The organism is Deltaproteobacteria bacterium, assembly GCA_028818775.1.
In the GTDB taxonomy this organism is placed as follows: Bacteria; Desulfobacterota; Binatia; order UBA9968; family JAJDTQ01; genus JAJDTQ01.
Genome location: JAPPNE010000055.1, coordinates 1 through 23,596 on the forward strand (window position 1 = coordinate 1; position 23,596 = coordinate 23,596).

Genomic DNA, 23,596 nt, shown 5'->3' on the forward strand with positions numbered 1-23,596 from the left:
CCCGCACCCCCGACAACCTGAGAGGCCGCGCCGCGAGCTTCCAGCGCATGCTCGGGGTGGGCGCCCCGTCGCTGGGCGAGGCCCACTCCGGCGCCGTCGCCGCCCTCATCGGGGCGCCGTGGACGCTGATGGTGACCGCGGTCGTTTGCATCGGACTGACGGCTGGGCTGGTGGTGAAGCGGCCGGATCTGCGGGACCGGGATCTGTGACCCCAGTTGTTCGCTACTTGGAGTTGGACGAATGAGCAGGGCTCGGACTATAGTTGTAGACATAAAGTGACACGAAAAGAGGCGCAATGAAGTTCATTTCAGTGCGAGAACTCCGCGGCCGTACCTCACAGCTCTGGCGCGACCTCAGACAAGAGAAGGACTTCGTGGTCACCAACAACGGCAAACCGGTAGCCATCCTGACCTCGACGGATGCGGACTCCTTCGAGCGGTCGCTCCGGGATATCCGTCAATCCCGGGCCAATGCCGCGCTCGCCGACCTTCAACGCGACGCCGCGGCTCGTGGTCTCGACAGGTTGTCGATGGAAGAGATCGACGCCGAGATCCAGGCGTCGCGCAAGCGGCGAGACCTGGATTAAAGATCGTACTCGACACGAATGGACGCGATTTTGCTATCTATTTGAAATTATGCATTTCCTTTCGTACCCCGCCATCCCGTAAGCGGATCGGCAGCGGTTTGAGTACAACAACGGTGTCGATTTGTGCGTGCCTGGTTGCCGTGCCAGGCTCTGTTCCTCGGTCCTCTTGTCTCGTTTTCACAAGCAGTGTGTAGAAGAAGTACACAGAGGCGGTAGTGCGTAGAGAATGGTTGTGCCCCGCAATCCAGGGGGAGACGGGCGATGACATCTCGGTGCGAAGTACAGTGGAGCGACCGTCTGGCGTCGGCGCTGGCCAGCTTGGCGCGCGTGCAGGGGCGCTATTGGCGCGAGCTTGAGGAGCGGCGGCGGCAGAGAGAACAGGCGGAAGAGGATCTCTGGCCGTTCTTTTTCGGCGTATCCGATCCGTCGCACGATCTGCGTTCCTTGTATTGCAGCACCTGCTGGAGGGAAGGGACGCATTTCGAGGAACACTACGCGCCGCTGCGCGACGTCCTGGGACATGCCGGTGACATTGTGGGGGAGCACCCGGCTCTGGCGGGTATAGGGAGACGGGACGACCGATGGCACGAGTTTGGAGCCCTGTTCCTCAACCGCGGCGTCTCGACGTCACGGCTTTCAATGGTCGCGGGGCTGATGTTCCGTGCAACGGAGATCGGGAAGAACGGTTTCGCGGTCGCGTCGCGCGAACTGGAAACCCTTCTGGACCTCAGCCTCGGCGGGAGTGTCGATGCGATCCCTGGGGAATTGGATCTCGGTTACCACCTCTCGGTCTTCTGCGGTCTGCGCTTCGATGAGCGATTGGGAATCGCGGAAGATATGGCGGTTTTCCCGATTCAGCACGTCGATGCGTTCGTGGAAAAGAGCGGGCTGTTGAGTGTCGCGCCAGGTCTGGTCGTTTCCAACGATTGGAGGCCGGTGGCCGCGATCGCGAAACCATTTCGGTGGAAGCCCGTGCTGTTTGCTCTCGACGACAAGCAGCCGGAAGTGAATTGGAGCGAACCGCCTTTCAGCGACGCAACGCCGTTCTTCGATGATGCGCGGGACTTTATCGAACTTCTCGCGGTCACCCATGGTGCGCCGGTGCTCTACCTGAAGGATCTGGCGCTGTGTACGGACCGGAGAGCATCGCTTCTGTTCGGGCAGCCATTCTATCATTCGGGCGCGGGCGGGAAATCATGGGCATCCCCGCCGCACCGCCTGATGAAGGCGCGGTCGCCGGACCTGGAGGCGGTCGAACAGGCCGCAAGATTCTGCTGGGGAGCGGATAGCGACAGGCATCGGAACTATGGGCCGGTGACTTCGCGGCTGGCGCAAGCCCTCGCGCGAAGCGGTCGGTACGAGCTGGAGGACAAGATCCTCGACGTGGCAATCGCCCTGGAGCAGATGTACGAGCCGGAGGGCCCGGAGCTCAACTTCAGGCTGAGGACCCGAGCGGCCTGTTTTCTGGAGACGGACACGCGGAGACGCAAGAAAGTCTTTCGAGACATGGGGCGGTTTTACGACGTGCGATCGGGAATCGTCCACCGGCGAACGGGGAAAGGAAGGGTTGCGAGAAAGCAGGTTGATGACGGAAGCGTCACGGACGAACGGCGTAACGCGTTCGAGATGGGTTTCGAATTGGCCCGCCGGACCCTCGTCAAGCTGCTCCGGGATGGTCCCCCCGAGGACTGGAACGACATCGTGCTGGAGCAACGGCCTGCGGAGCCGTTCCCCAACGGTGCCTGAACCGCCAGACCGAGCTACAGGAACCGGAACGGGCAGGTGGTGGAACGGCGGACGGGTATCGCCGGCAACGTGGGCCGGTCGAGGTGCCGCAGGCAACTGCCGACGCGATCGGGTTCTGCCCGGACGGTACCGAAGCAGGAGAGACGTGAGACGCCATGCGAATCACGAGAATCGAGATCCGGAATTTCCGGTCCATACGGCATCTTGCCCTCGATCTGGAAGACACGACGGTGTTCATCGGGCCCAACAATGTCGGCAAGACGGCGATCCTGGACGCTGTGCGGCTCGCATTGACGCGGTGCTGGGGAGAGAGCGGAACGCGCTTCAGCGGAACCGATGTGGGCAACGCGCCGGACGGGAGTGGCGAACATGACGCGTCCGGCGCGTGCATTACAATCTGGGGCGAGGAGTCCGCGCCGGAGGAATGGCCTCAGGACATTGCAGAGATCCTCGATCCCATTGGTGGGATAGAGCCGAGGGACGGTCGCCGCTCCCTCGTGCTGCGGTGTCGGATTGGGCGGAACGAGAAGAGCGGCAGGTTCGAAAGCAGGGAGTTCCTCGACGCGGCAGGCAAACCGATTGGCGAACAGAAGGTCGCCGAGGGGAGTTTTGAACGGCTTTGGCCGTACTTTCCCGTGTTTTATCTGGGTGTTTCGCGAGGTGTCGACGGAACCATTATGCCGAAGCCGAGGTTCTGGGAAGAATATCTCAAGGCATTGGAGATACCGGTCGGCCTGGAAGCCGCGGCGGGAGGGGTGCTGGAAGGACTTTATTCCGGGCTGCGAGAGGGTGACCCGCATACCAAGAACATCATGCATGCGATCGTTCTGAGCAATCCGTTAGCGCTGAATAGGCATGAGGGTCCCGATCCGTTCATGCAGCCGGATGAGGCGTTTGCAGAGCTTCGCTGGATGGAAGCTCTGCTCAACGAAGGACAACGCGATCAGCCGTGGTCGTTCGATCAGCAGGGGCTGGCTACGCAAAGCCTTTCGGTGATGAATCTGTCCAGAGCGTTCGGCAAGTTCCTTCACAACGAAATGTACGGGCGGAAAAGCAAGCCGGTGATCGTTCTGGAAGAACCGGAAGCGCACCTTTCTCCGCAAGCCGCACGTTTGTTGTGGCGCCCTGTCCGGGCGCTGGCCGGCCAGAAGATCGTCACGACGCATTCGCCGCATTTCGTCCAACACGTGCCGTTCAGAGATCTGCGCCTTGTTCGTCTCACTGAGAACGGGACCGAGGTGAGGTCCCTGCCTTCGAGTTTCTCTGCGACCATTCCACATCTCGACGGGCTGGACGATGTCGTGAGGGTACCGAAGAATAGGCTGCGATACGATTGCGCCTCCCAGACACTGACGGTCAACGGAGTGCTGCATGAGAAGGTTTATCGTGCGCTCCTCACTTGTTGCGGATCGCACGGACGCCGCCGCGAGCTCGAAGGCGTCTTGAGGGACCTGCGGGACCGGTCCTCCCGATACGTCGACGATGACGAGCTCCGGTCACTCGAAACCTTCGCGCAGCGCATCCGCGGCGAGATATTCTTCGCCGAATGCTGGATGATCGTCGAAGGACCGTCCGACTATTTGATCGTACATGCACTCGCGCACGCGATGCGGTACGACCTCGACTGGCAAGGCGTGTCCGTCATCGACGCTCAGAACAACGGTAGCCCGCAAGCGTTTGCGACGCTCGCCCGCGCGCTCGACATTCCCTGGTGTGCCGTATTCGATGGTGACGATGCGGGAAAAGGGTACATAGAGCAGTTCCGCAAACGTGGATTCGATGATGACATCCTGGAGGAACGATGCCGAGTGCATATGGACGGCGATTTGGAAGCGCAACTCGTGGCCGATGGGCTCGGCGCGGAGCTACGCAAGATTCTTGAGAAACTGGGCATAAGGGATGCCTCCAGCCTGACGGAGGAAGAGCTTCTGGAAAAGCTCAGGAACGAGAAGACGGGCTATGCGGTGGAACTGGCGGAGCGTATCCGCGGCAATCGGCGCGTAGCGGAACGCGCACCCGAGGCCTTCCGGGCGGCAATCGGGATGTTGCCGACGCTGAAGACCACGAACACCGTGGATCGAAAGGGAGAAGCGGCGGTCCGGATCCCGAGCGGCAAGATGGCATCGACTTGACCGAGACCGAGCAGCACTGAGGTAGGGAGACTCACACGGTTTCGCTGTCAGCGAGAGTGGAGGGGGCGGGGAGCGTGCCGTCGGCGGGTCGCTCCGAGTTCGGGTCCGGCACGATAGTAGAGTCGGAGTTTTTGGGGGACTAACGGATCCTTAGGTAGTGTCAGAAGAAGTCCGGGAGCGAGAGCATGCGTGTCGTCAACATGCGCGAAGCCAAGACGCACCTTTCTCGTCTCGTTGAGGCTGCCGTCAACGGTGAGCCCTTCATCATTGCGCGCGGAGGCAAACCGTTGGTCAAGGTCATCGCGTTGGAAGCGACAGAGCCAGGAGTGATGCGCCGAATCGGTTTCCTGGACGGCAAGATTTCGGTTCCCGAAGACTTCGACCGGATGGGTTTCACGGAGATCGAGAACCAATTCAAGGGTAAGGAGTAAATCTCCTGACGGGAGCCCAACTGGCGGATGTTAGTCTTCAACCGGGTCGGACGCCAGAGGCAAAGGGATGGCGCGATGTCCCATCACCTACCCACTACGCCAACCCCGGTTTCCTCTCATACCACCCCGCCGCCTGCTCATAGGCGTGCGACACCTGGAAAATCAAGCCTTCCTGAAAGCATGCCCCGATGAACTGTAGCCCGATGGGCAACCCGCCGTCCGTAAACCCGCAGCACACGCTCAGTGCCGGCAGTCCGGTGACGTTGAAGGGGATGGTCGCGCGGGTGCCGAAGCTGCCGCTGGGGTGGCGGAACGGGACCCGGCGGCCGGCCACGTCGGCGAAGCCCTGCTTGCATTCCTCGATGGTGGGGGCGGCCATTCCCACGGTGGGGGCGACGATGACCTGGACGTCCTCGAGGGCCTCCTCGAACTCGCGGCAGATGACGCGCCGGACCCGCTGGGAGGTGACGTAGCTCGAGGCGGGGATGGTGAGGGAGGCGATGTTCCGGGCCATCAGTTCGAAGCTGTAGTCCCGGGGCTGCTTCCGCAGGTAGGGCTCGTGGGCCACCAGGTTCTCGCATCGGCTGGTGGCGGCTTGCACGGCGGGGACCGCATCCATGTGAGGGATGGTGACGTCCTGCACCTGCATGCCCAGGGATTCCAGCGCGGCGACGGCGTCCTGGAAGGACTTGGCGACCTCGTCCACCATAAGCTCGTCGAAGTAGCTGTCGACGATGCCGACCTTCATTCCGGCCACGGGGTTGCCGAGGCTCTCGGTGTAGTCGGGCACGGGCTCGGCGGAGCACAGGGGGTCGTTGGGGTCCTCTCCGGCGATGGCCGCCAGCACCAGGGCGCAATCCTCCACGGTCTTGGTGAAGGGGCCGAAGTGGTCCGACGAGAAGCCGCCGGTGCCGGCGATGCCGCCGTAGCGGCTTACCCGCCCGTAGGTGGCCTTGAGGCCCACGGTGCCGCACCAGGCGGCGGGGTTGCGGACGGAGCCGGCGTTGTCGGTGCCGATGGAGATCAGGCACAGGTCCGCGGCCACGGCGGCGGCCGAGCCCCCGCTGGAGCCGCCCGGCACCCGGCTCTGGTCCCACGGGTTGTGCGTGGTGCCGAAGTACGGGTTCATGGTGGTGCCGCCGCCAGCCCACTCGTGCATGTTGTTCTTGCCCAGGACGATGGCTCCGGCCTCCCGCAGCCGGGTCACCACGGTGGCGTCGAAGTCGGGCTTCCAGTCCGCCAGGATCTTGCTGCCGGCGGTGGTGGGGTAGCCCTTGACCGCGAGGTTGTCCTTGATGGACACGGGCATGCCGTGGAGCGGGCCGCGATGGTTCCCGCTTGCGATCTCGTCCTCGGCCCGGCGCGCGGCCGCCATGGCGTCCTCCTCCATGACGGTGCTGTAGGCGTTGAGGGTGGGATTGAGGCGCTTGATCCGCTCCAGGTAGCAGGCGGTGACGTCTACGGGCGAAACCTCGCGGGCGACGATGCGCGGAGCCAGGTTCGCGATGGTGAGGGTTGTGGGGTCCAACTCGGGCATGGGGCTTCCTTTCGCTAGCGGTGAAAATGGCGTCCTTCGACTTCGCTTCGCTACGCTCAGGACGAACGGAAGATGAGCACGACGAGCGATGATGTGTATGCCGTTCGTCCTGAGCGTAGCGAAGCGAAGTCGAAGGACGCCCGTCAGCCGACGTCGGCGCAAGCCGGGATGACCTCGCGTCCCCAGAGCTCCATGGTGTGGTCGAACACGCGGTTGGGGGGCGTCAGCAGCAAATGGGTGACGCCGGCTTCCCCTAGCTCGCGGACGCGGGCGATGCACTCTGCGGGCGTCCCTGCAATGGCGAAACGGTGTAGCAGGTAGTCGGTGATGAGCGCCGGGTCGGCGCGTTCCTCCAGCGGCTTGCTGATGTCAAAGCCGGCCATGAACCGCTTGACGCCGTCCAGCTCTTCCGGCGGCACGGTTTCGTAGGTGAACCGGAAGTTGTGGTGCGCGCGGTTGGCCAGGCGGTAGCGCACGATGTCGCGCGCCCGGTCGCCGTCCTCGTCGACACTGATCATGCCGGCCATGGCGACGTCGATGTCCGACAGCTCGCGGCCGTCCTCCTTGGCGCCGGCGGCGATGTGGGCCTGGGCCCACTCCAGCACGTCGAGGTCGAACCCGGTGCCGAGCATGATGCCGTCGCTGTAGCGTCCCGCCACCCGCAGGCTCCGGGGGCCCTCCGCGGCCACGTAGAGCGGCACCGGGAGCTTGCCGACGGTGAGCGCGGTCGTGCCGGCGCCTTCCTTGCCCCGGGGCACCTCGATGCGGCGCCCCTGGATCAGCTCGCGGATGGTGGCGAGCCCGGCCGCGAACTCCTTGAGCGGGGTGGCCTTGCGCCCCAGCCTGTAGGTGGAGCCGTCCCCTGTCCCCAGCCCCAGGATCGCCCGGCCGTCCGAGATCTCGTTGCACGTGGCAGCGGACAGGGCCAGGGTCGTGGGGTCGCGGTAGGCCATGGTGGTGGCAGCGATGCCGAAACGGAGCCTTTCCGTCCGCAGCGCGCACACGGTCATGGCCTGGAACCCGTCCAGGTTGTTCAGGTGGCCGTCGGCGAAGAAGAGGGCGTGGAAGCCCAGGGCTTCCGCGGCCACGGCGCGGCGGGTGATCTCTTCCGCGTTCCGGGCCGGGGCGTGGATCGAGAAGAGCACGGTTGTCCTTTCGCTCGGCGGTTGATCAGGGCCGTGGCGGGCGGCGGAGGGTTCCGCCGCCTCCCACGGGAGACCCGCACGTCAATGGCGAGACCGATCGGTTTACGCCATCCCGAACAGCCGCATGGCGTTGCCGCCCAGGATCTTTTCCTTGTCCTCGTCGGAGATGCCTTCCAGCTCCTGCACCATCCGCACCGTGCCTTCCTTCCAGGTGCCCGACGGATCGTTGTGCGGGTAGTCGCTGCCCACCGTCAGGTTGTGGTCCTTCCAGAAGTCGCAGGCGTAGCGGACGGAGGTCTCGGCGGCGAAGGCCGAAACCCAGATCTGGCTGAAGAACTCGCTCGGGGCCTTGCCGAGCTTCTTGCGGGCGTCGGGGTCCATGTCCAGGCGGTTCATGAGCCACGGCACGAAGGCGGCCGAGCCCTCCACGAAGCAGATGCGCAGGTCGGGGAACTCCTTCAGGGCGCCGCGCAGGATCAGGCTGCCCATGTCGACGATGTAGCGGAAGGGAAACGCCAGCAGGAAGGGCAGGGCGTTGTTGTCGGCCTCCAGAAAGAGCTGCTCGATGCCCACCAACGCCGGGTTGGGATGGCCCTGGCGGTCCGACGCCGTGTCGTGCACCAGGATCGGCACGTCGAGCTGGCACACCTTGTCGTAGAACGGCCACAGCCGCTCGGCGCCCAGGTTGGCGTCCTCGAAGCCGCCCATGAACTTCACCGCCTTGAGGCCGAGCTGGTTCACCATCCGGTCCAGCTCCCTGCAGGACTCCTCCACGTCCGGCAGGAACACCCATCCGACGCCGATGTAGCGCTCGGGGTGGGCGCATTCCGCGAGGTCCCGGGCCACCGCGTCGTTGTAGCGCCGGGCCAGCTCGCACCCCAGGTCCCGGTCCCAGGTGTACAGCAGCTCGCGGTTCTCCGGGATGAGCACGTGCTTGTCGAAGCCCTCGAAGTCGGCCTGCGCCACGCGGGTGTCAAGGTGCCAGCGCCCCTTGGGTGACTGGTCCTTGATGAGGGTGCCGTCCGGCAGCACGGACTTCACCTCGTCGCCGTTCCGCACTACGCGGGGCGATTCCGGATACTGGTCGCTGATGCCTTCCAGGAACTTCACCGGGAAGTAATGGGTGTCGCAGTCGATGTACATCGGCCGTCCTCCGTTACGCATACGTAAAGATCGCCCGCCCCAGGATCTTGCCTTCCTCCAGGTCCGCTACCGCCTCGTTGACCTGATCCAGGCTGTAGCGGCGCGTCACCAGGTCGTCGAGCTTGAGCTTGCCTTCCCGGTACCAGCGGACGAACGTGGGGAAGTCGCGGTCCGGGAGGCAGTCGCCGGCGTGGGTGCGGGTGAAGTAGCGCCCTCCGGCGAAGAGATTGGTGTTGATGAGCGGCGTCGCGCCGGGGGGCGGCAGGCCGATCAAAAGGGCGGTGCCGCCGCGCTCGAGCCCCGGAGCCCCGGTGCGCACCGAGCGCAGGATCTGGTCCTGGGTGGTGGGATGCCCCACCGCGTCTAGCGCGTAGTCCGCGCCGCCACCGGTCAAGTCGGTGATGGCCTCCACTGGGTCCACCTTGCCGGCGTTGATGCAGTGGGTGGCGCCGAAGCCCTTGGCGAATTCGAGCTTCTCGTCGTCCAGGTCCACGGCGATGAGCGGGTAGGCGTCCACCACCGCGGCGGCCGAGATGGCGCACATGCCGATGCCGCCTACCCCGTAGACCGCCACCGACTGCCCCGGGCCCACCCGCAGCGTGTTGATGATGGCGCCGGAGCCGGTGGTGACGGCGCATCCGATGACGGATGTCACCTCCGTGTCCACGTCGTCGTCCATGGGTAGCACCACCCGCTCGGACGCCACCAGGTGCTCCGCCCAGGTGGACGCCGACGCCCAGATGGACTGTTCGCGCCAGACCGCCGGGATGGGCGGCCGCATGTTGAGGGCGTGGGAGACGGGCGGCAGCGGCGACTCGGGGGCGTTGCGGTCGACCCAGGTGGTGAAGACCCGGTCGCCCTCCTTCACGTGGGTCACGTCGCGGCCTTTGGCCACCACCACGCCGGTGGACTCGTGCCCCAGGAGCGCCGGCAGCTTGGAACGCTGTTCCTCCGGGGAGCGTTGGATCTGGTGGAGCTGCGAGTGGCAGATGCCGCTGGCGTAGAGCTTCACCAGCACCTGGTCGGGAGCCGGGTCCGGAAACGTGACCTCGTCCACCACCAGGGGTTTGCGCGATTCCACCAGGATCGCGGCACGGGACTTCGTTGGCATGGCGCTTTCCTTTCCGTCAGACGGCCGGGGCCGTGCCGGCCCCCAAGGCCGTGTGGCCGCCCGTGGGCGGCTTCGCAAATTTCGTGACTAGTTGCCGGCGGGTGGTTTGTCAAGGGATCGCCCGGCGGCGGTTTCCGCTGGTTCCCGTTTCAAAAAGGTGGTATCCACGACTACGGAATTCAGTGTTCCGTCCCCGCGCCCGCGCATCCTCACAACGCGGTTTGCGAGACGGGACGCCAGGAAATCGGGAGGTGCGATCATGTCCATTATCGATGCCGACGCCCACGTCGTCGAGTCCGAGCATACTTGGGACTACATGGAACCGGCCGACCAAAAGTATCGTCCGCTCGTCGTCAAGCCGACCGGCGAGGGGGGCGGCGAGTACTGGTTCATCGACGGCAAGATCCGGGGACTGGTGCGTATCGTCATGACCGCCCAGGAACTGGGCGAGGTGGCCGAACGCACCGGCCGGGTGATGTTCACGCCTCAGGAAACGCGCGAGATGGAGAACGTCGAGGCTCGCCTCAAGCACATGGACGAGCTGGGCATCGACGTGCAGGTACTCTATCCCACCATCTTCATCGAGCAGGTCACCGACAAGGCCTCGGTGGAGATCCCGCTCTGCAAGAGCTACAATCGCTGGCTGACCGACCTTCACAACCGAGGGAAAGGACGCCTGCGCTGGATCTGCGTGCTGCCGTTGCTGGATATGAGCGCGGCCCTTGAGGAGTTGGAGTACTGCAAGCAGAACGGCGCCTGCGGGGTCTTCATGCGCCCCATCGAGGGCCATCGCCTGCTCACCGATCCCTACTTCTACCCCCTCTACGAGAAGGTGAGCGAGCTCGACATGGCCGTGGGCGTGCACGTCGGCAACGGCAACCCCCAGGAGCTGGACCTCGTGTCCCAGTACAACGGCGGCGGCAGCTTCTGGAAGTTCCGCATCCCGGTCATCGGCATGTTCCACTCGGTGATCATGGGCGAGATCCCGAAGATGTTCCCCAAGCTCCGCTTCCACTGGGCCGAGGCCGCGGCGCTCTGGGTCCCGTACGTGGTCAAGGACCTGCAGCGCCGCTGGGGCGCGCAGAACAAGGACCTGCCGGACAACATCCTGAAGGAGTACCGGCAGTACGTGTCGTGCCAGACCGACGACGACGTGGACTACGTCCTGCGGTACTCGGGAGAAGACAACATCGTCATCGGCACCGACTACGGCCACAACGACCAGTCCACCGAGATCGAGGCGCTGCGGAACCTGAAGGAGCTGGGCAGCATTACGGAGCCGCAGTACGACAAGATTGTTACGGACAACCCGAGGACGCTGTTTGCGTTGAATTAGGTAGCGCCAGGTTCCCCCTCGTTGGGCGGGAGCCAGCCTTTCAGGCAAGGACAGGGCGGGTTTCGACCCGCCCTGTGTCGTTGTGAGTCAACGAAGCGCTAGTCCGCCTTGGTGCGCACGCGCCAGCGCTGATACTTGCCCCGGGCCTCGTCGCAGGTCTCCAGGGTCAACCCGCGGATGAGGTGCACCGGCCGGCCGCCGCCTCCCTCCCGAGAGTCACCACCCGCCACCGTCACGCAGAACTCCGGTGCGCTCTTGGCGACGATCTCGCCGGTGGCCGCGAGCGAGAAGCCCTGCGGCGCCGACCCGTCGCACTTCGCCAAGCCGAGCCGGGCGCCCGCCCGGGACCCGCCCGCGGTCATGCACACGTCGAAGCCCGGCATGTGGAACCGCCCCGCCTTGATGGCGTCGCTGTCGAACCCCTGGTCGACGCCGATCTGTCCCTGATAGCTGTAGCAACTGTGCGCCTGGAGGCCCCTGTCGACCCTGGCGCGCTGCTTGTGGCCGCGGATGTCGAGGCAAAAGCCGCGCGGTTCGTCGAGGCGGTCGACAAGCAGGACCTCCACCGTTTCGCCCGCTTGAGCGGGGAAGGCAAGCGGGGCGCCGATGAGCACGGCTAGAATCATGAGACCAAGGTATTTCATGGAAGCTCCGTTCTTTGGCTGGACGGACATAGCGGTTTCAAATTAGACGCGCGGCGGTTTCAACGATCCAGTTTCAACAGGCGGGCGGCGGTACCGCCCAGGATATCCTCCTTGACCTGCTCTGGCAGTTCCAGGTTCCGGACGGCCTCGATGTATTCGCGGATGGCCTGGTTGCCCTTGCCGCCTTGCGTGCTCACGCCGGTGAAGTTCTGCGGATAGTCCGTGGCGAACACGAGCCGTTCCGGCCGGATGCCCAGCAGCCCGCAACGAAAGGCCGTGATTCCACCCTCGAAACCCGAGAGGTCGAAGTAGAGCCGGTCGAAATACTCGTCGAACGAGTGCTTCAGGGTGCCGAACCGGTGCGCCATGGCCACCAGCCGGTCCTTGAGCGCCGAAATGCCGCCGCCGAAGTGCCCGATGACGAAGTCGAGTTGCGGGTGCCGGTCCAGCACCCCTCCGGCGATCAGGCGAATGGTGGCGATGGTGAGGTCGATCTCCCGGCCGATGATACGCGGCAGATCGTAGCCCTGAATGGAATCGTACCCCTTGGGCACGAGCGCCGGATGCACGAAGATCGGAACGCCGAGCCGCGCCACTCGCTCGTAGAACCGGTCCAGCTCCGGCGCGTCAAGCGAGAGGCCGCCCACCTGCGAGGTGACCGTCACCCCGTGGAGCCCCCGCTCCAGGACCGCCCGGTCCAACTCGTCCAGCGCCTTGTCCCCTTCAAGGACAGGCGCATGCGCGAGCCCGACGAACCGCCCCTTGTGCTCCCGCTCCAGCTCCGCGTAGCAATCATTGATGACCCTGCAATCCTCGAGACTCCCGTCCCACCCCAGGTGGCAGGACACCACCGACACGTCCACCCCCGCCTCGTCCATGTCCCGAAGCTGCGCCTCGGCGTCGTACAGCTTCGAATGCAGCGTCATCCGCGGGACGCCACCGTCGGTGGCCACGGTTACCGTGTCCGAGTAGAGGCCCTTCTGGCGCGCCAGTTCCGCGGGCACGTAGTGATGTTGGAAGTCTACGACCACGGTTCAGCTCATTGGGTGAAGGCCAAGGAGCATACGCAGGCTTTCCTCGACCTGTCCCATGATTGCGTCGGAAGCTCGCCCCGCCCGCTCGATGAGGTATTCTTTGTCCAAGGTCATGATCTGCGACACATTTATTACAGACGTCCGCGGCAAACCTGTCCCTCGCCGGGCAAGGGAGACATTACCGGGTGCCTCGGCCAATCTGAGGTTGGAGGTGATGGCCAACGCGACCACGGTCCGAATTCGGCTTCGGTTGAAGCCGTCGGATTGAACGATCAGAACAGGGCGGCGGTACCCTGGCTCTGATCTCCCCGGCACCGGCAAGTCCGCCCACCAGATCTCACCACGATTCACCACTCGTCTCCGGCAGGCAACGAAAGGAATTGGAGGGCCTCGAGTCGTTTATCGAGCGCGGAAATCGAAGGGTCTTGGCCGTACACGGCGTTGAGCCGTTCCGTCAACTGGTCGCCAGCGTGCCGCGCAACGAACTCATCGACAGCCTTCGTGTAGAGTTCGCTCCGGGAGATCCCCAACCTCTTCGCCGTACGCTCCCCGGCCTCGAAAACTTCGTCTCGAATGGAAATGGCTGTTTTCATGATTTGCAGTATAACCCAGGTTATACTTCTGCACAATCCCAGGGTGTCTTGCCATCCACCGAAGGACGGTTGATAATGCATGTTCAAGGGTGAAGTCCTTCTTTCCCTGAACGGTTGAGTCGTGACTTATCCTGCCTTGCGGATGGAACACCCTGCCTTGCCGATGGACCTCACCATGAACCGCCGCCGGCTCCCCATCGGGATCCAGGACTTTCGGACAATCCGGGAGCGGGACGGCTACTATTACGTGGACAAGACGCCCCTCATCCGGGAATTGGTGGAAGGGGGGCGGTACTACTTCCTGTCCCGCCCGCGCCGGTTCGGCAAGAGCCTCCTGATGGATACCTTGCAGGAACTGTTCGAGGGAAACGAGGCCCTGTTCAGGGGTCTGGACATCCACGGACACTGGGACTGGTCGGACCGTCACCCGGTGGTGGGGCTGAGCTTTGGCGGGAAGTACAACGAGCCGGACGACCTGGAGCGCAGCACGCTCAACCAGTTGGCGATCATCGAACACGGCGCCGGTCTCGAGCCGGTGCCGGACACCGGACCGGAGCGTCTGCGCAATCTCCTGTATCGCCTGCATCACGCCACCGGCCGGCCCGCCGTGGTGCTGGTGGACGAGTACGACAAGCCGATCCTGGACGCACTGGAAACCCCGGACTTGGCGAAGGCGAACCGCGACTATCTGCGGGGTTTCTACGGGATCATCAAGGACAGCGCCCGACACGTGCGGTTTGTCCTGGTCACCGGGGTGAGCATGTTCTCGAAGGTGAGTCTGTTTTCGGGCCTCAACAACCTGGAGGACATCAGCCTGGACCCGCGCTACGCCACGATCTGCGGGTACACGGATGGGGACCTGGACCGGGTGTTCGGCCCGGAGTTGCCGGGTCTGGATCGGGACGAGATCCGGCGCTGGTACAACGGCTATCACTGGCTCGGTGAGGAAAGGGTCTACAACCCCTTCGATCTGCTGCTGCTGTTCCGGCGGCGCCGGTTCAGCCCCTACTGGTTCGAGACCGGCTCGCCCACGTTCCTGTACCGGATGCTGGTGGAAAAGAAAGTCAATCCGATGACCCTGGAGAATCGGGTCACGGATGCAGGGCTTGTGTCAAAGTTCGACGTGGACGACATCGGCATCGATGCGCTGCTGTTCCAGACCGGCTACCTCACCATCGTGGGCGAAACGTGGGACGGCGTGGAGACGCTCTACACGCTGGACTATCCCAACTTCGAGGTGCGCCGCAGCCTGAACCAGGGACTTCTGGAATACATGACCCGGCGGGGACGGGAGGCCGTGGACCAGGGGAAGGAACTGGTTGGCCTTCTCTCGGCGAACGACTTCACGGGTTTCGGGGAGCGGCTGCAGGCGTATCTGTCGGGGATTCCGCATCAATGGTACGACCGCAGCGAGGTCGAACGATACGAGGCGCATTACGCCAGCATGCTGTACATGGGTTTCCGGGCAATCGGAATGGACCTTCGTGTAGAGGACGCATCGAGCCACGGCCGCTCGGACATGGTGGTGTTTCACCGCGGGCAGGTATTCGTGCTGGAGTTCAAGATGGCGGACGGGGAGGGGGAGGCGGCCGCGGTGATGGACCGGGCCATGTCCCAACTGAGGGAGCGCGGCTATGGGGAGAAGTACAGGGACCGGGGGGAGCCGATTCACCTGGTAGGGATGGTCTTCGGCCGGAAGGAGCGGAACCTGCTGGGGATCCGGCACGAGCGCGGCTGATGAACAACGCCAACGCCATCATCCCCAGCACCTGCTGGGAATGCAGCGCCCATTGCGGCTCACTTGTGACCGTCGAGGACGGGCGGGTCACCAAGGTGTCGCCTTACCCGGAACACCCGGCGTCCCTGGGGGCCTTCTGCGTGAAGGGAATCCGGGGTCTGCCGGAGCTGACCTACCATCCGGACCGGGTGCTCTACCCCATGAAGCGCACCGGTCCGCGGGGCGGGGGGCGGTGGCAGCGGGTGTCGTGGGACGAGGCGCTGGACGAGATGGCGGAGTCGATGCTGGCGGTGCGGGAGCGGTACGGTCCGGCGGCGCTGTGCGGCGCGGTGAGCAACGCGCACTTCAGCCGCGGGGTGATGCTGGCGCTGCTGTTGCGGGCGTTCGGGTCGCCCAACTGGATGATGAACCAGGACCTGTGCGGCGGGTGCCGGGCGCTGAGCGACCGCATCACGGGGCTGGCCATCAGCAAGGGCGAGGACATCGACAACACGCGCTGCGCGCTGATTGTGGGGCGCAATCCGTACGCGGCGGACCCGCCGCAGTGGCAGGCGCTCAAGCGCGCCAAGGCGAAGGGCGCACGCGTCGTGGTCATCGATCCCGGCGAGACGCCGGCGGCCACCATGGCGGACCTGTGGCTGCGGCCCCGGCCAGGCACGGACGCCGCCATCGGGCTGGCGATGATCCACTGGCTGGTGGAGCACGGGCGCTACGACCGCGACTTCGTGGAGCGCTGGTGCCACGGGTTCGACGCTCTGGCGGAGCGGGCGGCCCGGTACCCCGCCGAGCGCGCGGCCGAGTTGACCGGAGTGCCGCGGGCGGAAATCGAACGCGCCGCGGAGCTCTACGCCGACGGGCCGTCCTGCTTCGTGAGCGGCCACGGTATCGATGCCTTCAGTGCCGGCGTCCAGACCTTCCGCGCTTTCCATTGCCTGGTGGCCATCAGCGGCAACCTGGACCGCAAGGGCGGCAACCGCCGCGTGAAGAAACCGGCCGGGTTCACCAACTACATCGAGGTGTTGCACAAGCCCGAGTTCCGGCTGCCCCTGGAAATGGAGAACCGGACCATCGGTGCGGACCGGTTTCCGCTATGGGCCGGCCCCGAGGGCTGGCAGACGGCCTGCCACAACCCGTCGGTGATCGAAGCGGTGCTGAGCGGCAAGCCGTACCCGGTGCGCGCCATGTATGTCAGCGGCGTCAACATCGTGGTCACCTATCCCGACACCCCGAAGACCCTGGCGGCGCTCAAGTCCCTGGACTTCCTCGCGGTGGCCACCCACATGATGAACCCCACGGCCGAGTACGCGGACATCGTGCTGCCCAAGACCACGGGGCTCGAGGACGAGGAGGTGTCGCTGGAAGGGTCCGGTCCGTGCCTGAGCCTCATCCAGCCCGCGGTGGAGCCGCTGGGGGAGGCGCGTGGCGACTTCCGCATCGCCCATGACCTGGCCCGGCGCATCGAAGCCCGAGGTGTCACCGAAGCGCGGCGTTTCATTCCCTGGGAGACCAAGCGCGAGTTCAACGAGTTCCTGCTGGGGGACTGCGGCGTCACCGTGGAGCAGATGCGCGAGAAGGGGTACGCCAATTTTCCGTTCACCTACGGTGACTTCGAGAAGGCCGGGTTCAAGACCAAGACCGGCAAGGTGGAGCTCTACTCCGAACGCCTTGCGGAGCTGGGTCTCGACCCGCTGCCCGACTACACGCCCACGCGGTCGGAGCGTGAAACCCCCGCGGTGCGCGACGCATACCCGTTGACTCTGTTGACCGGAGTGCGCGAGCGCACCTACCACCACTCGCGCTTCCGCGACCAGGGCTGGGCGCGCAAGGTGTCGCCGGACCCGTGGCTCCAACTGCATCCCGAGACGGCTACGCGGTACCGGCTGGCCGAGGACGACTGGGTCTGGGTGGAGACCGCCGGCGGTCCGGGCCGCTGCCGCCTGAAGGTCCGTGTCACCGAGGCCACCCTGCCCGGGGTGGCGCGCACCGGCATGGGCTGGTGGTACCCGGAGGCGGAGGCCCCGCACCGGGGCGCGCTGGAAGTGAACATCAACGCCGCCATGCGCTATGATGGGCCGTGGGATCCGGTGACTGGGTCCGCGGACACGCGCGGGCTGCCGTGCCGTATTGCCAAGGTCGAGAGTTTGTGAGAACACCAGTTGAAGGAAACACTGGTAGATCGGAACAGCGCCCTTCGACTTCGCTATGCAAAGTCTGTCCCGATTTCGTGGCCGGGGCCCAGGGCGAAGGGTGTGTGATCGCACGCGGGGTTAGAACTTCGGAGGAAGACCCATGCTGAACATAGTCAGAGAACCGGCCGTGCTGAATCAGCCCGTGGTGGACCCTGCGGCCTGGACCGCGGAGGACCTGGACGCCGACCAGAGCTGGATCCACCCGCTGACCGAGAGCGAGATCGCGGATCTGGACGCGGCCGTCGCTCGGGTGGAGGAGCGCGGGCTGGACGTCCTGGACATCACCCGGGACGACTTCGTGCTTTCGACCCTGGGGGACCGGCTCGATGAGATCGCCGACGACGTGGTCAACGGCCGCGGCATCGGGCTCATACGGGGCGTGCCGGTGGAGCGCTACAGCCGCATGCAGGCCGCCATCGCCTTCTGGGGCATCGGCCTCTTCCTCGGCTATCCCGTGTCCCAGAACTCCAAGGGGCACCTGCTGGGCCACGTGGCCGACCTCGGCGGCACCCTCAAGAACCCGAAGCACCGCGGCTACCAGACCCACGACATGCTGCCCTTTCACTCCGACGCCTGCGACGTGGTCGTGCTGATGTGCCTGCACCCGGCCAAGTCCGGCGGCAGCAGCCGCTTCACGAGCACCCTCAACGTCTACAACGAGATGCTGAAACGCCGGCCCGAGTTGGTGGCGGAGCTGGCCGCCCCCATCTACCGCGACCGGCGCGAAGAGGTTCCCGAGGGCAAGGACCCGTGGTGGCAGCTCCCGATCTTCAACTTCTACGAAGACTACCTGACGGTGAGCGCGGGCGGCACCTACATACGCTCCGCCCAGCGGTTCGAGCAGTTGCCGCGCCACACCAAGGAACTCAAGGAGGCCCTGGACCTCTTCGCCAAGCTGAACAACGAGCTGTCGTACGACATGGAGTTCCTGCAAGGGGACGTGCAGATCCTGCACAACCACGTCACCTGCCATTCGCGCACGGAGTTCGAGGACTATCCCGAGCTGGAACGCCGGCGCAACCTGCTGCGCCTCTGGCTCGGCACCCCCGGCGGACGGCCGCTGCCGCCGGCGTACGACGACCGCTTCGCCCACCTCAAGCCCGGCGAACGCCCTGCGGGCGGCGTCGTGGTGCCGGGTACGGTGTACAGCGCGCCGTTGTATCCGGAGTAAGTCAGGGGCGACTCGGACCCCATGGGACGTTTGCGCCAAGTCGCGTCCAGCGCTATACTCCGCCTCATGAAAACACCGCCGCGCCGCACGCTACAATCCAAGAGAGCTTAGGCTCCGCGTGCGGTAGCGGCATCTCAACTCCCAATCAGGTTTTCACCAGTCAGAGTTTCTCGATCATGCAGTCGCGCAGTTATGCGGTTCTCATAGATGCCGGTTTTCTGAAACGAAAATTGGGATCGCGTGAGAAACCGCTGAATGCTGACGACGTCCGCGACTTCGTTGATCGGCTAACCGCAGTTCCGGATCTCGCCGATCACCGCTTGCACCGCGTCTATTTTTACGACGCCCCGCCGTTGAAGTCCCAACAAGAAAAACCGCTAGCAGGTGGGAGCGTGGAGTTCGGCAACACGGCACTTGCACGGAACAACCAACGCCTACATCAAGAATTACGCGGTGTCCCCTTCGTAGCCTTGCGAATGGGGGACTTGCGATTTCGAGGCTGGACTTTAGACACTCGGCAACTGCCGCCTGACAAACCTCATTTTCAGATTTCCGCAGACGACCTTCGTCCCAACGTGAATCAGAAGGGCGTCGATATGAGGATCGGACTAGACATCGCTTCGCTGACCTTGAAGAAGCACGTCGACATTATTGTTTTGGTTACCGGTGACAGTGATTTCGTGCCGGCAATGAAGTTTGCTCGTCGCGAGGGCGCCCAACTCTTTCTCGTCCCTTTGGGAAGCAAGGTTACCGATGATGTGCGTGAGCACTGCGACGTGATGCTAGACATGCCCGCGGTTTCCGAGGGTTGATCTCCACAGTCCTCCTTGGTGTCTCACGTAGCGCCACCGTCTTCATAGGCGGCCGAACCTATCTCATCGTAGTCTGGTTCCGGATCGTCGAAGCCTTCAATCTCCCCTGGTTCAACGGGTTGGGTCTCCGCAGAAATCACTTTCTCGCGGATCAGCGTATTGCGAAATACTTCGCCGCCACCCGGGCGGGCCTTTCCCATGGCTTCAAATATGAGGTTCAACATAGCCTCGCCACGCTCGGCGAAGCATTCGGCGAACTGGTCAACCTTGAGTCGGTCATAGTCCAACCAATGACGTTGAAGAACAGACCGCAGGTTGTCTTCGGGGTTGTCCTGCTTCAACCGCTCCAGGTAACGCGATGGCGCCGCACCACCTATGATGCGGTTAGTAGAGGCATCGATGGGCGTCTTGTTGATGATGGAGTCGTAGAGAGATCGTGGAACGGGCGCTTCTTGTTTCTGGCACCAAGCCACGGGGAAGATGTGGTGAATGTCTATCGCTTGGTCATGGTAGGTGGAAAGCGTGAGCGGATCGCCCGTCCGCCAGTCGACCGCACCGCTCTTCATCTGTAGCGCGTAGAGGCCCTTGTAGGCGGCGCTGTTGCGGGTACGTAGCGATATGAGGCGCTCAGGGTTGAAACTTGCCTCGGTGATGAGCCGAGGTTCTGCCCCTGTGCGAACGTAACGAGCGACTTGGTCCAAGTCTAGGGCGTATTGAGTTTCGACACCGCCACCGTAGGCTTCGCTAAAGATGCCCGACCAGAACCAGCGCTCAAGGCTTTGTCTGGCCACTGATGGATCAAGTTCCTTGCCAAGCTCGACAAAAAGTGCAGCCAGTGGGACGAGTTGGGTGTTGTACGGGACATCCCCCTGTTTGAAGACGAACTGGCCATGAAGGAACCTGGCCGCTCGCTTGAAACCCTCCTCAACATTGTCCGCCCACTCTTTGTACTCACCCAGCATAAGCTCGAGTATGTCGCGTTTCTGACAGCCAATGGCCGGGATTTGGTTCACAGGCTCACTGAGCGTTTCCTTCTCTCTGCGCCGCTGCTGAGTTGCGAGAAGGGTAACGGCTTGGAGAAACTGTTCACCCTGTATTCCGCGCAGCACGGCAAAGTCGTTGTGCATGCGTTCGCGCCGTTCATCCCAATCATTTCTCAGGTCAAAGTCATCTGCGGCGAAGGTCGCCGTCACGAGCTCAAAGACAGTGAGGGTGACTCCGCCGGTGTTGACTTTCTCGAACACAGTGCAGACGGCTTCCTTTGGTGTTTCCCGATTCAGTCCGATGACAGGGAGTAGATAGCCTCCAAACACTTCGAGGATTTTGTTGTTGAAACGTTCGCTGAACTCGATGATGTTTTCGTTAGGATGCGTCCCTGCCTGGTGCCAAAAGCCCTGGTAGGCAAACATCCAGTTCATGGGCTGAAGCAGATGTTCGGTAGGGATCATATGGTTCTGGTATTCAAGATCGGGTGTTGATAGGTCCAGAACCGTCTCCCGTCCGAAGTCACGCGTGACTCGCTTGTTCTCTGGAACGCTGACAATCGCGTCCTCTCTGTCCGCAACTGGATCCATAGCTCTAAGCATGTCGATGTAGTACCAGCGCCTGATCCGTCCGCCACGACTGTCGTGGGTGTCAACAGGCCCAGGGTATTTTAATGCTTGATAGAGGGATGTAAGGCGTTGTTGGCCGTCTAAAAGGAAGAGTTCTATGGCGCTGTCTCCGCGACTCGCGCCTTCAACAGGCCGTGCTTTGAATCGGGTCTCTCCCCCGGCGTCGAGCGTCATGATCGCGCCGACTGGAAAACCGCGTGATATGCTGGCGAGCAAGGCGCGGATGCGGTAGTCATCCCACACCCACCTCCGTTGGAATTCTGGAAGCTGGATCTTTCCGGCCTCCACATCCTCCAACAGGTTCTTCAAGGATACCGGGTTTGTTGTAAACACTCGTTGTATCTCCGTGTATGTTTACCCAAGCCTTGTGAGAAGTTTGATGACCCTACGACCGACGCCGGCCTCAGTACGGCCGGCAGAGCCGGTCCCGCGCTCCCCATATGTCGATGCCGCCGGCGATCACGTCGCGGGCTTCGAGCACCATCGGCTCGCGGGCGTCCACGTAGGGGGCGCCGGGGTAGTTGATGAGTTGGAGCGTTTCGTAGGCGCCGACGACACGATCGGCGGCGGGCAGTTCCACCTCGACGTCGCGGTTGCCGGTGCTGATGGCGGCGTTGGCGGCCTTCTCGTAATACAGCAGCGGCGCTTCGGTGCCGTCCTTGCCGCCGTACTCGTAGGTGACGAGGACGGTCTTGATGCCTTGCTCCTCGCAGCCTTTCACCGTCAGCATGACCTCGATGAAGGCGTTGCCCGAGCCGGTGCGCGTGATCAGCGCGGCGTCGGCGCCGAGGGAGGCGGCCGTCCCGACGGCGTTCCGGGCGGCGATTTCCTTCTCGCGGGAGGTCTCGAAGCCGATGCGCTCCAGGATGACCCCGGCGCAGCGGAAACGTTCGTCCCTGAGCAGCGCCAGCACCAGGGGCTGGTTCTGCCAGTTCCAGGTGATGGGATGATAGCTCACCGTGCGGATGGTGCCGGGGGCGATGGCGCCGTCGATGAGCTCGTTGGGATGGATGACCGTGGACAGGGTCTCCTGCACATGGAGTCCGTAGTACGACACGTTGGACGGCTTGTGCTCCGCCTCGGTGAAGCAGCCGATGATGACCACGGCGCACGGGAGGTCGCGGTCGCGGCTGTCCGGGTCGAAGACCTCCACGTCGTCGGGCGCGAGGCCGGTGGTGGTCTCGGCCACCTTCAACGCCACGCCGAACTGGGCGCGCTGGATGGCCTGATGGGCCTCGTAGGCGGGCAGGCCTTCTTCCAGGTCCAGCGTCATCACGAGGTTCACCAGGGAGGCGAACGGGGTCATGTCGGCGCCCGGTCCCCACATGTCGAGAATGGCGCTCCGCTGTGAGGTGGTGCCGGTGCGTACGGTGCCCTCGTAGGCCACGGCCGTGGCCAGCGCCATCCCCGAGAGCCGGTGCGTGCGCCCGGCGCCCACCGGAGCCACCGGCCCGAGGATTCCCGGGAACACCTGTCCCGAGCCCGCGGTCTTGATGCGCGGCTCCACCACGTCGCGGATGCCCGTGACCCGCGCCTTCTCGCCCGGGCGCACCACGTCGAAGCGCGCGAAACGCACCCGCGGGTCCTGCTCCGCCAAGGCCGCCAGCCCCTCCGCGTCCACCTCCAGCACGCCGGAGTCGTAACGCATTTCACGGCCGAGGCGAATCTCGCGCACGCGGTACTCGGCTAGTTCAAGGCCGCTCATGACGCCCCTTTCCCCATCCGCGCAGCCGCCGCGTCAGTGCATGTGCTGGCCGCCGTCGACGCTGATGGACTGGCCGGTGACGAAGTCGCTGTCGTCGGACGACAGGAAGATGACCGTGCCCACCAGGTCGTCCGGGTACTGGTCGCGCTGGAACGCGCGGCTCTTGCGCCGGTTCTCCAGTTGCTGGGGGGTGGTGACGCCCTGCTGGTTGTCGCCCGAGATGGTGAGGCCGGGCATGATGGCGTTGACGTTGATGCCGTCGGGGCCGATCTCCCGCGCCAGCGCCCGGGTAAAGCCGAGCACGCCGGCCTTGGACGAAACGTAGTGCAGGAACATCGGCGTGCCGCCCAAGATGGTACCCGAGGAGATGTTGATGATCTTGCCCTTGCCCTGCTCCTTCATGGCCGGGTAGACCGCCTTCACGCACAGGAACAGGCCCTTGACGTTCACCGCCATGACCCGGTCCCATTCGTCCTCGGGGATCTCCATGAACGACTTCTTGGTGAGGGCGGTGTAGAGCCCGGCATTGTTCACCAGGACGTCGATGCGGCCGTACTCCTTCAGCACCGCTTCCGCCATCTCGCGGGTCTTCTCCGGCGAGGAGACGTCCACGGCCACGGGGATGGCCTCGCCGCCGTCCTTCTTGATCTCCGCCGCCACCTGCGTAGCCGCCTCCACCTGGATGTCGGCCACGGCCACCTTGGCGCCTTCCGCCGCCAGCCTCTTGGAGTAGGCCCGGCCGATGCCGATGCCGCCGCCCGTCACGATCGCCACCTTACCGTCCAAACGCATGATGAAATCCTCCTTGCTTGTGCCTGCGTTACCTGGCCCCACCCGACTTGGTTCAACGGCCAAGTTGTGTCTAAGCACCATCTGAGAGAGGCGACAACCCCCTGAATCGTCATTCCCGCGAACGCGGGAATCCAGGTG

General features: G+C 64.1%; 21 protein-coding genes. 10 read left to right on the forward strand and 11 right to left on the reverse strand.

The annotated features are described in order from the left end of the window. From OXU42_06990 to OXU42_07010, 5 genes are all read left to right on the forward strand, one after another. On the forward strand, positions 1–209 hold a 209-nt coding region (locus tag OXU42_06990; protein MDE0029126.1), incomplete at its 5' end, for an MFS transporter. A gap of 86 nt (positions 210–295) precedes the next feature. Then, positions 296–586, forward strand: coding sequence for a type II toxin-antitoxin system Phd/YefM family antitoxin (locus OXU42_06995; GenBank protein ID MDE0029127.1), 291 nt, complete (start codon positions 296–298; stop codon positions 584–586). A gap of 327 nt (positions 587–913) precedes the next feature. Next, the gene (locus OXU42_07000) at positions 914–2,332 is read left to right on the forward strand and encodes a HEPN domain-containing protein (protein ID MDE0029128.1); all 1,419 of its coding nucleotides are present in this window, start codon (positions 914–916) and stop codon (positions 2,330–2,332) included. 155 nt (positions 2,333–2,487) lie between these two features. Next, positions 2,488–4,464: an AAA family ATPase gene (locus OXU42_07005; protein ID MDE0029129.1), complete on the forward strand. Its 1,977-nt coding sequence runs from the start codon at positions 2,488–2,490 to the stop codon at positions 4,462–4,464. A gap of 185 nt (positions 4,465–4,649) precedes the next feature. Further along, the gene (locus tag OXU42_07010) at positions 4,650–4,895 is read left to right on the forward strand and encodes a type II toxin-antitoxin system Phd/YefM family antitoxin (protein ID MDE0029130.1); all 246 of its coding nucleotides are present in this window, start codon (positions 4,650–4,652) and stop codon (positions 4,893–4,895) included. 94 nt (positions 4,896–4,989) lie between these two features. On the opposite strand, the gene OXU42_07015 is transcribed toward OXU42_07010, so the two are convergent. From OXU42_07015 to OXU42_07030, 4 genes are all read right to left on the reverse strand, one after another. Beyond that, entirely contained in the window at positions 4,990–6,432 is a 1,443-nt protein-coding gene (locus OXU42_07015) for an amidase (protein MDE0029131.1), read from the reverse strand. A 143-nt stretch (positions 6,433–6,575) separates the two neighbouring features. Continuing rightward, positions 6,576–7,577 carry an LLM class flavin-dependent oxidoreductase gene (locus OXU42_07020; protein MDE0029132.1) on the reverse strand — a complete coding sequence of 334 codons (1,002 nt, stop codon included), beginning with the start codon at positions 7,575–7,577 and terminating at the stop codon, positions 6,576–6,578. A gap of 102 nt (positions 7,578–7,679) precedes the next feature. After that, a complete protein-coding gene (locus tag OXU42_07025; GenBank protein MDE0029133.1) occupies positions 7,680–8,720 on the reverse strand; it encodes an amidohydrolase family protein in 1,041 nt (346 codons plus the stop codon). 13 nt (positions 8,721–8,733) lie between these two features. Next, the gene (locus OXU42_07030; protein MDE0029134.1) at positions 8,734–9,831 is read right to left on the reverse strand and encodes a zinc-binding dehydrogenase; all 1,098 of its coding nucleotides are present in this window, start codon (positions 9,829–9,831) and stop codon (positions 8,734–8,736) included. Positions 9,832–10,090: 259 nt separating this feature from the next. Between OXU42_07030 and OXU42_07035 the strand changes: the two genes are divergently transcribed. Continuing rightward, entirely contained in the window at positions 10,091–11,167 is a 1,077-nt protein-coding gene (locus OXU42_07035) for an amidohydrolase family protein (GenBank protein MDE0029135.1), read from the forward strand. Between the two features lie 98 nt (positions 11,168–11,265). Here the strand turns inward: OXU42_07035 and OXU42_07040 are convergent, their stop codons facing one another. The 4 genes from OXU42_07040 to OXU42_07055 are packed head-to-tail and all read right to left on the reverse strand — an operon-like array spanning position 11,266 to position 13,438. After that, entirely contained in the window at positions 11,266–11,811 is a 546-nt protein-coding gene (locus OXU42_07040; GenBank protein MDE0029136.1) for a ricin-type beta-trefoil lectin domain protein, read from the reverse strand. Positions 11,812–11,870: 59 nt separating this feature from the next. Continuing rightward, the gene (locus tag OXU42_07045; GenBank protein MDE0029137.1) at positions 11,871–12,842 is read right to left on the reverse strand and encodes an amidohydrolase family protein; all 972 of its coding nucleotides are present in this window, start codon (positions 12,840–12,842) and stop codon (positions 11,871–11,873) included. Positions 12,843–12,845: 3 nt separating this feature from the next. Next, on the reverse strand, positions 12,846–13,196 hold the full coding sequence (locus tag OXU42_07050) for a type II toxin-antitoxin system PemK/MazF family toxin (protein MDE0029138.1): 351 nt from the start codon (positions 13,194–13,196) through the stop codon (positions 12,846–12,848). Next, entirely contained in the window at positions 13,193–13,438 is a 246-nt protein-coding gene (locus OXU42_07055; protein ID MDE0029139.1) for a hypothetical protein, read from the reverse strand. The genes OXU42_07050 and OXU42_07055 overlap by 4 nt, the downstream gene beginning before the upstream one ends. A 163-nt stretch (positions 13,439–13,601) precedes the next feature. Here OXU42_07055 and OXU42_07060 point away from each other — a divergent pair, with 163 nt between their 5' ends. From OXU42_07060 to OXU42_07075, 4 genes are all read left to right on the forward strand, one after another. Continuing rightward, on the forward strand, positions 13,602–15,176 hold the full coding sequence (locus OXU42_07060) for an AAA family ATPase (GenBank protein ID MDE0029140.1): 1,575 nt from the start codon (positions 13,602–13,604) through the stop codon (positions 15,174–15,176). Continuing rightward, a complete protein-coding gene (locus tag OXU42_07065) occupies positions 15,176–17,323 on the forward strand; it encodes a molybdopterin-dependent oxidoreductase (GenBank protein MDE0029141.1) in 2,148 nt (715 codons plus the stop codon). Before OXU42_07060 ends, OXU42_07065 begins: the two co-directional genes overlap by 1 nt. Positions 17,324–17,465: 142 nt before the next feature. After that, on the forward strand, positions 17,466–18,536 hold the full coding sequence (locus OXU42_07070) for a TauD/TfdA family dioxygenase (protein ID MDE0029142.1): 1,071 nt from the start codon (positions 17,466–17,468) through the stop codon (positions 18,534–18,536). 176 nt (positions 18,537–18,712) lie between these two features. Then, positions 18,713–19,348: an NYN domain-containing protein gene (locus OXU42_07075; protein MDE0029143.1), complete on the forward strand. Its 636-nt coding sequence runs from the start codon at positions 18,713–18,715 to the stop codon at positions 19,346–19,348. 23 nt (positions 19,349–19,371) lie between these two features. On the opposite strand, the gene OXU42_07080 is transcribed toward OXU42_07075, so the two are convergent. From OXU42_07080 to OXU42_07090, 3 genes are all read right to left on the reverse strand, one after another. Continuing rightward, positions 19,372–21,294: a DUF262 domain-containing protein gene (locus OXU42_07080; protein ID MDE0029144.1), complete on the reverse strand. Its 1,923-nt coding sequence runs from the start codon at positions 21,292–21,294 to the stop codon at positions 19,372–19,374. A gap of 70 nt (positions 21,295–21,364) precedes the next feature. Further along, positions 21,365–22,666, reverse strand: a complete 1,302-nt coding sequence (locus OXU42_07085) for a hypothetical protein (GenBank protein MDE0029145.1) — start codon at positions 22,664–22,666, stop codon at positions 21,365–21,367. A 33-nt stretch (positions 22,667–22,699) separates the two neighbouring features. Beyond that, complete coding sequence (locus tag OXU42_07090) at positions 22,700–23,461, reverse strand: 3-oxoacyl-ACP reductase FabG (GenBank protein MDE0029146.1); 762 nt, start codon at positions 23,459–23,461, stop codon at positions 22,700–22,702. Between the last annotated feature and the right edge of the window lie 135 nt (positions 23,462–23,596).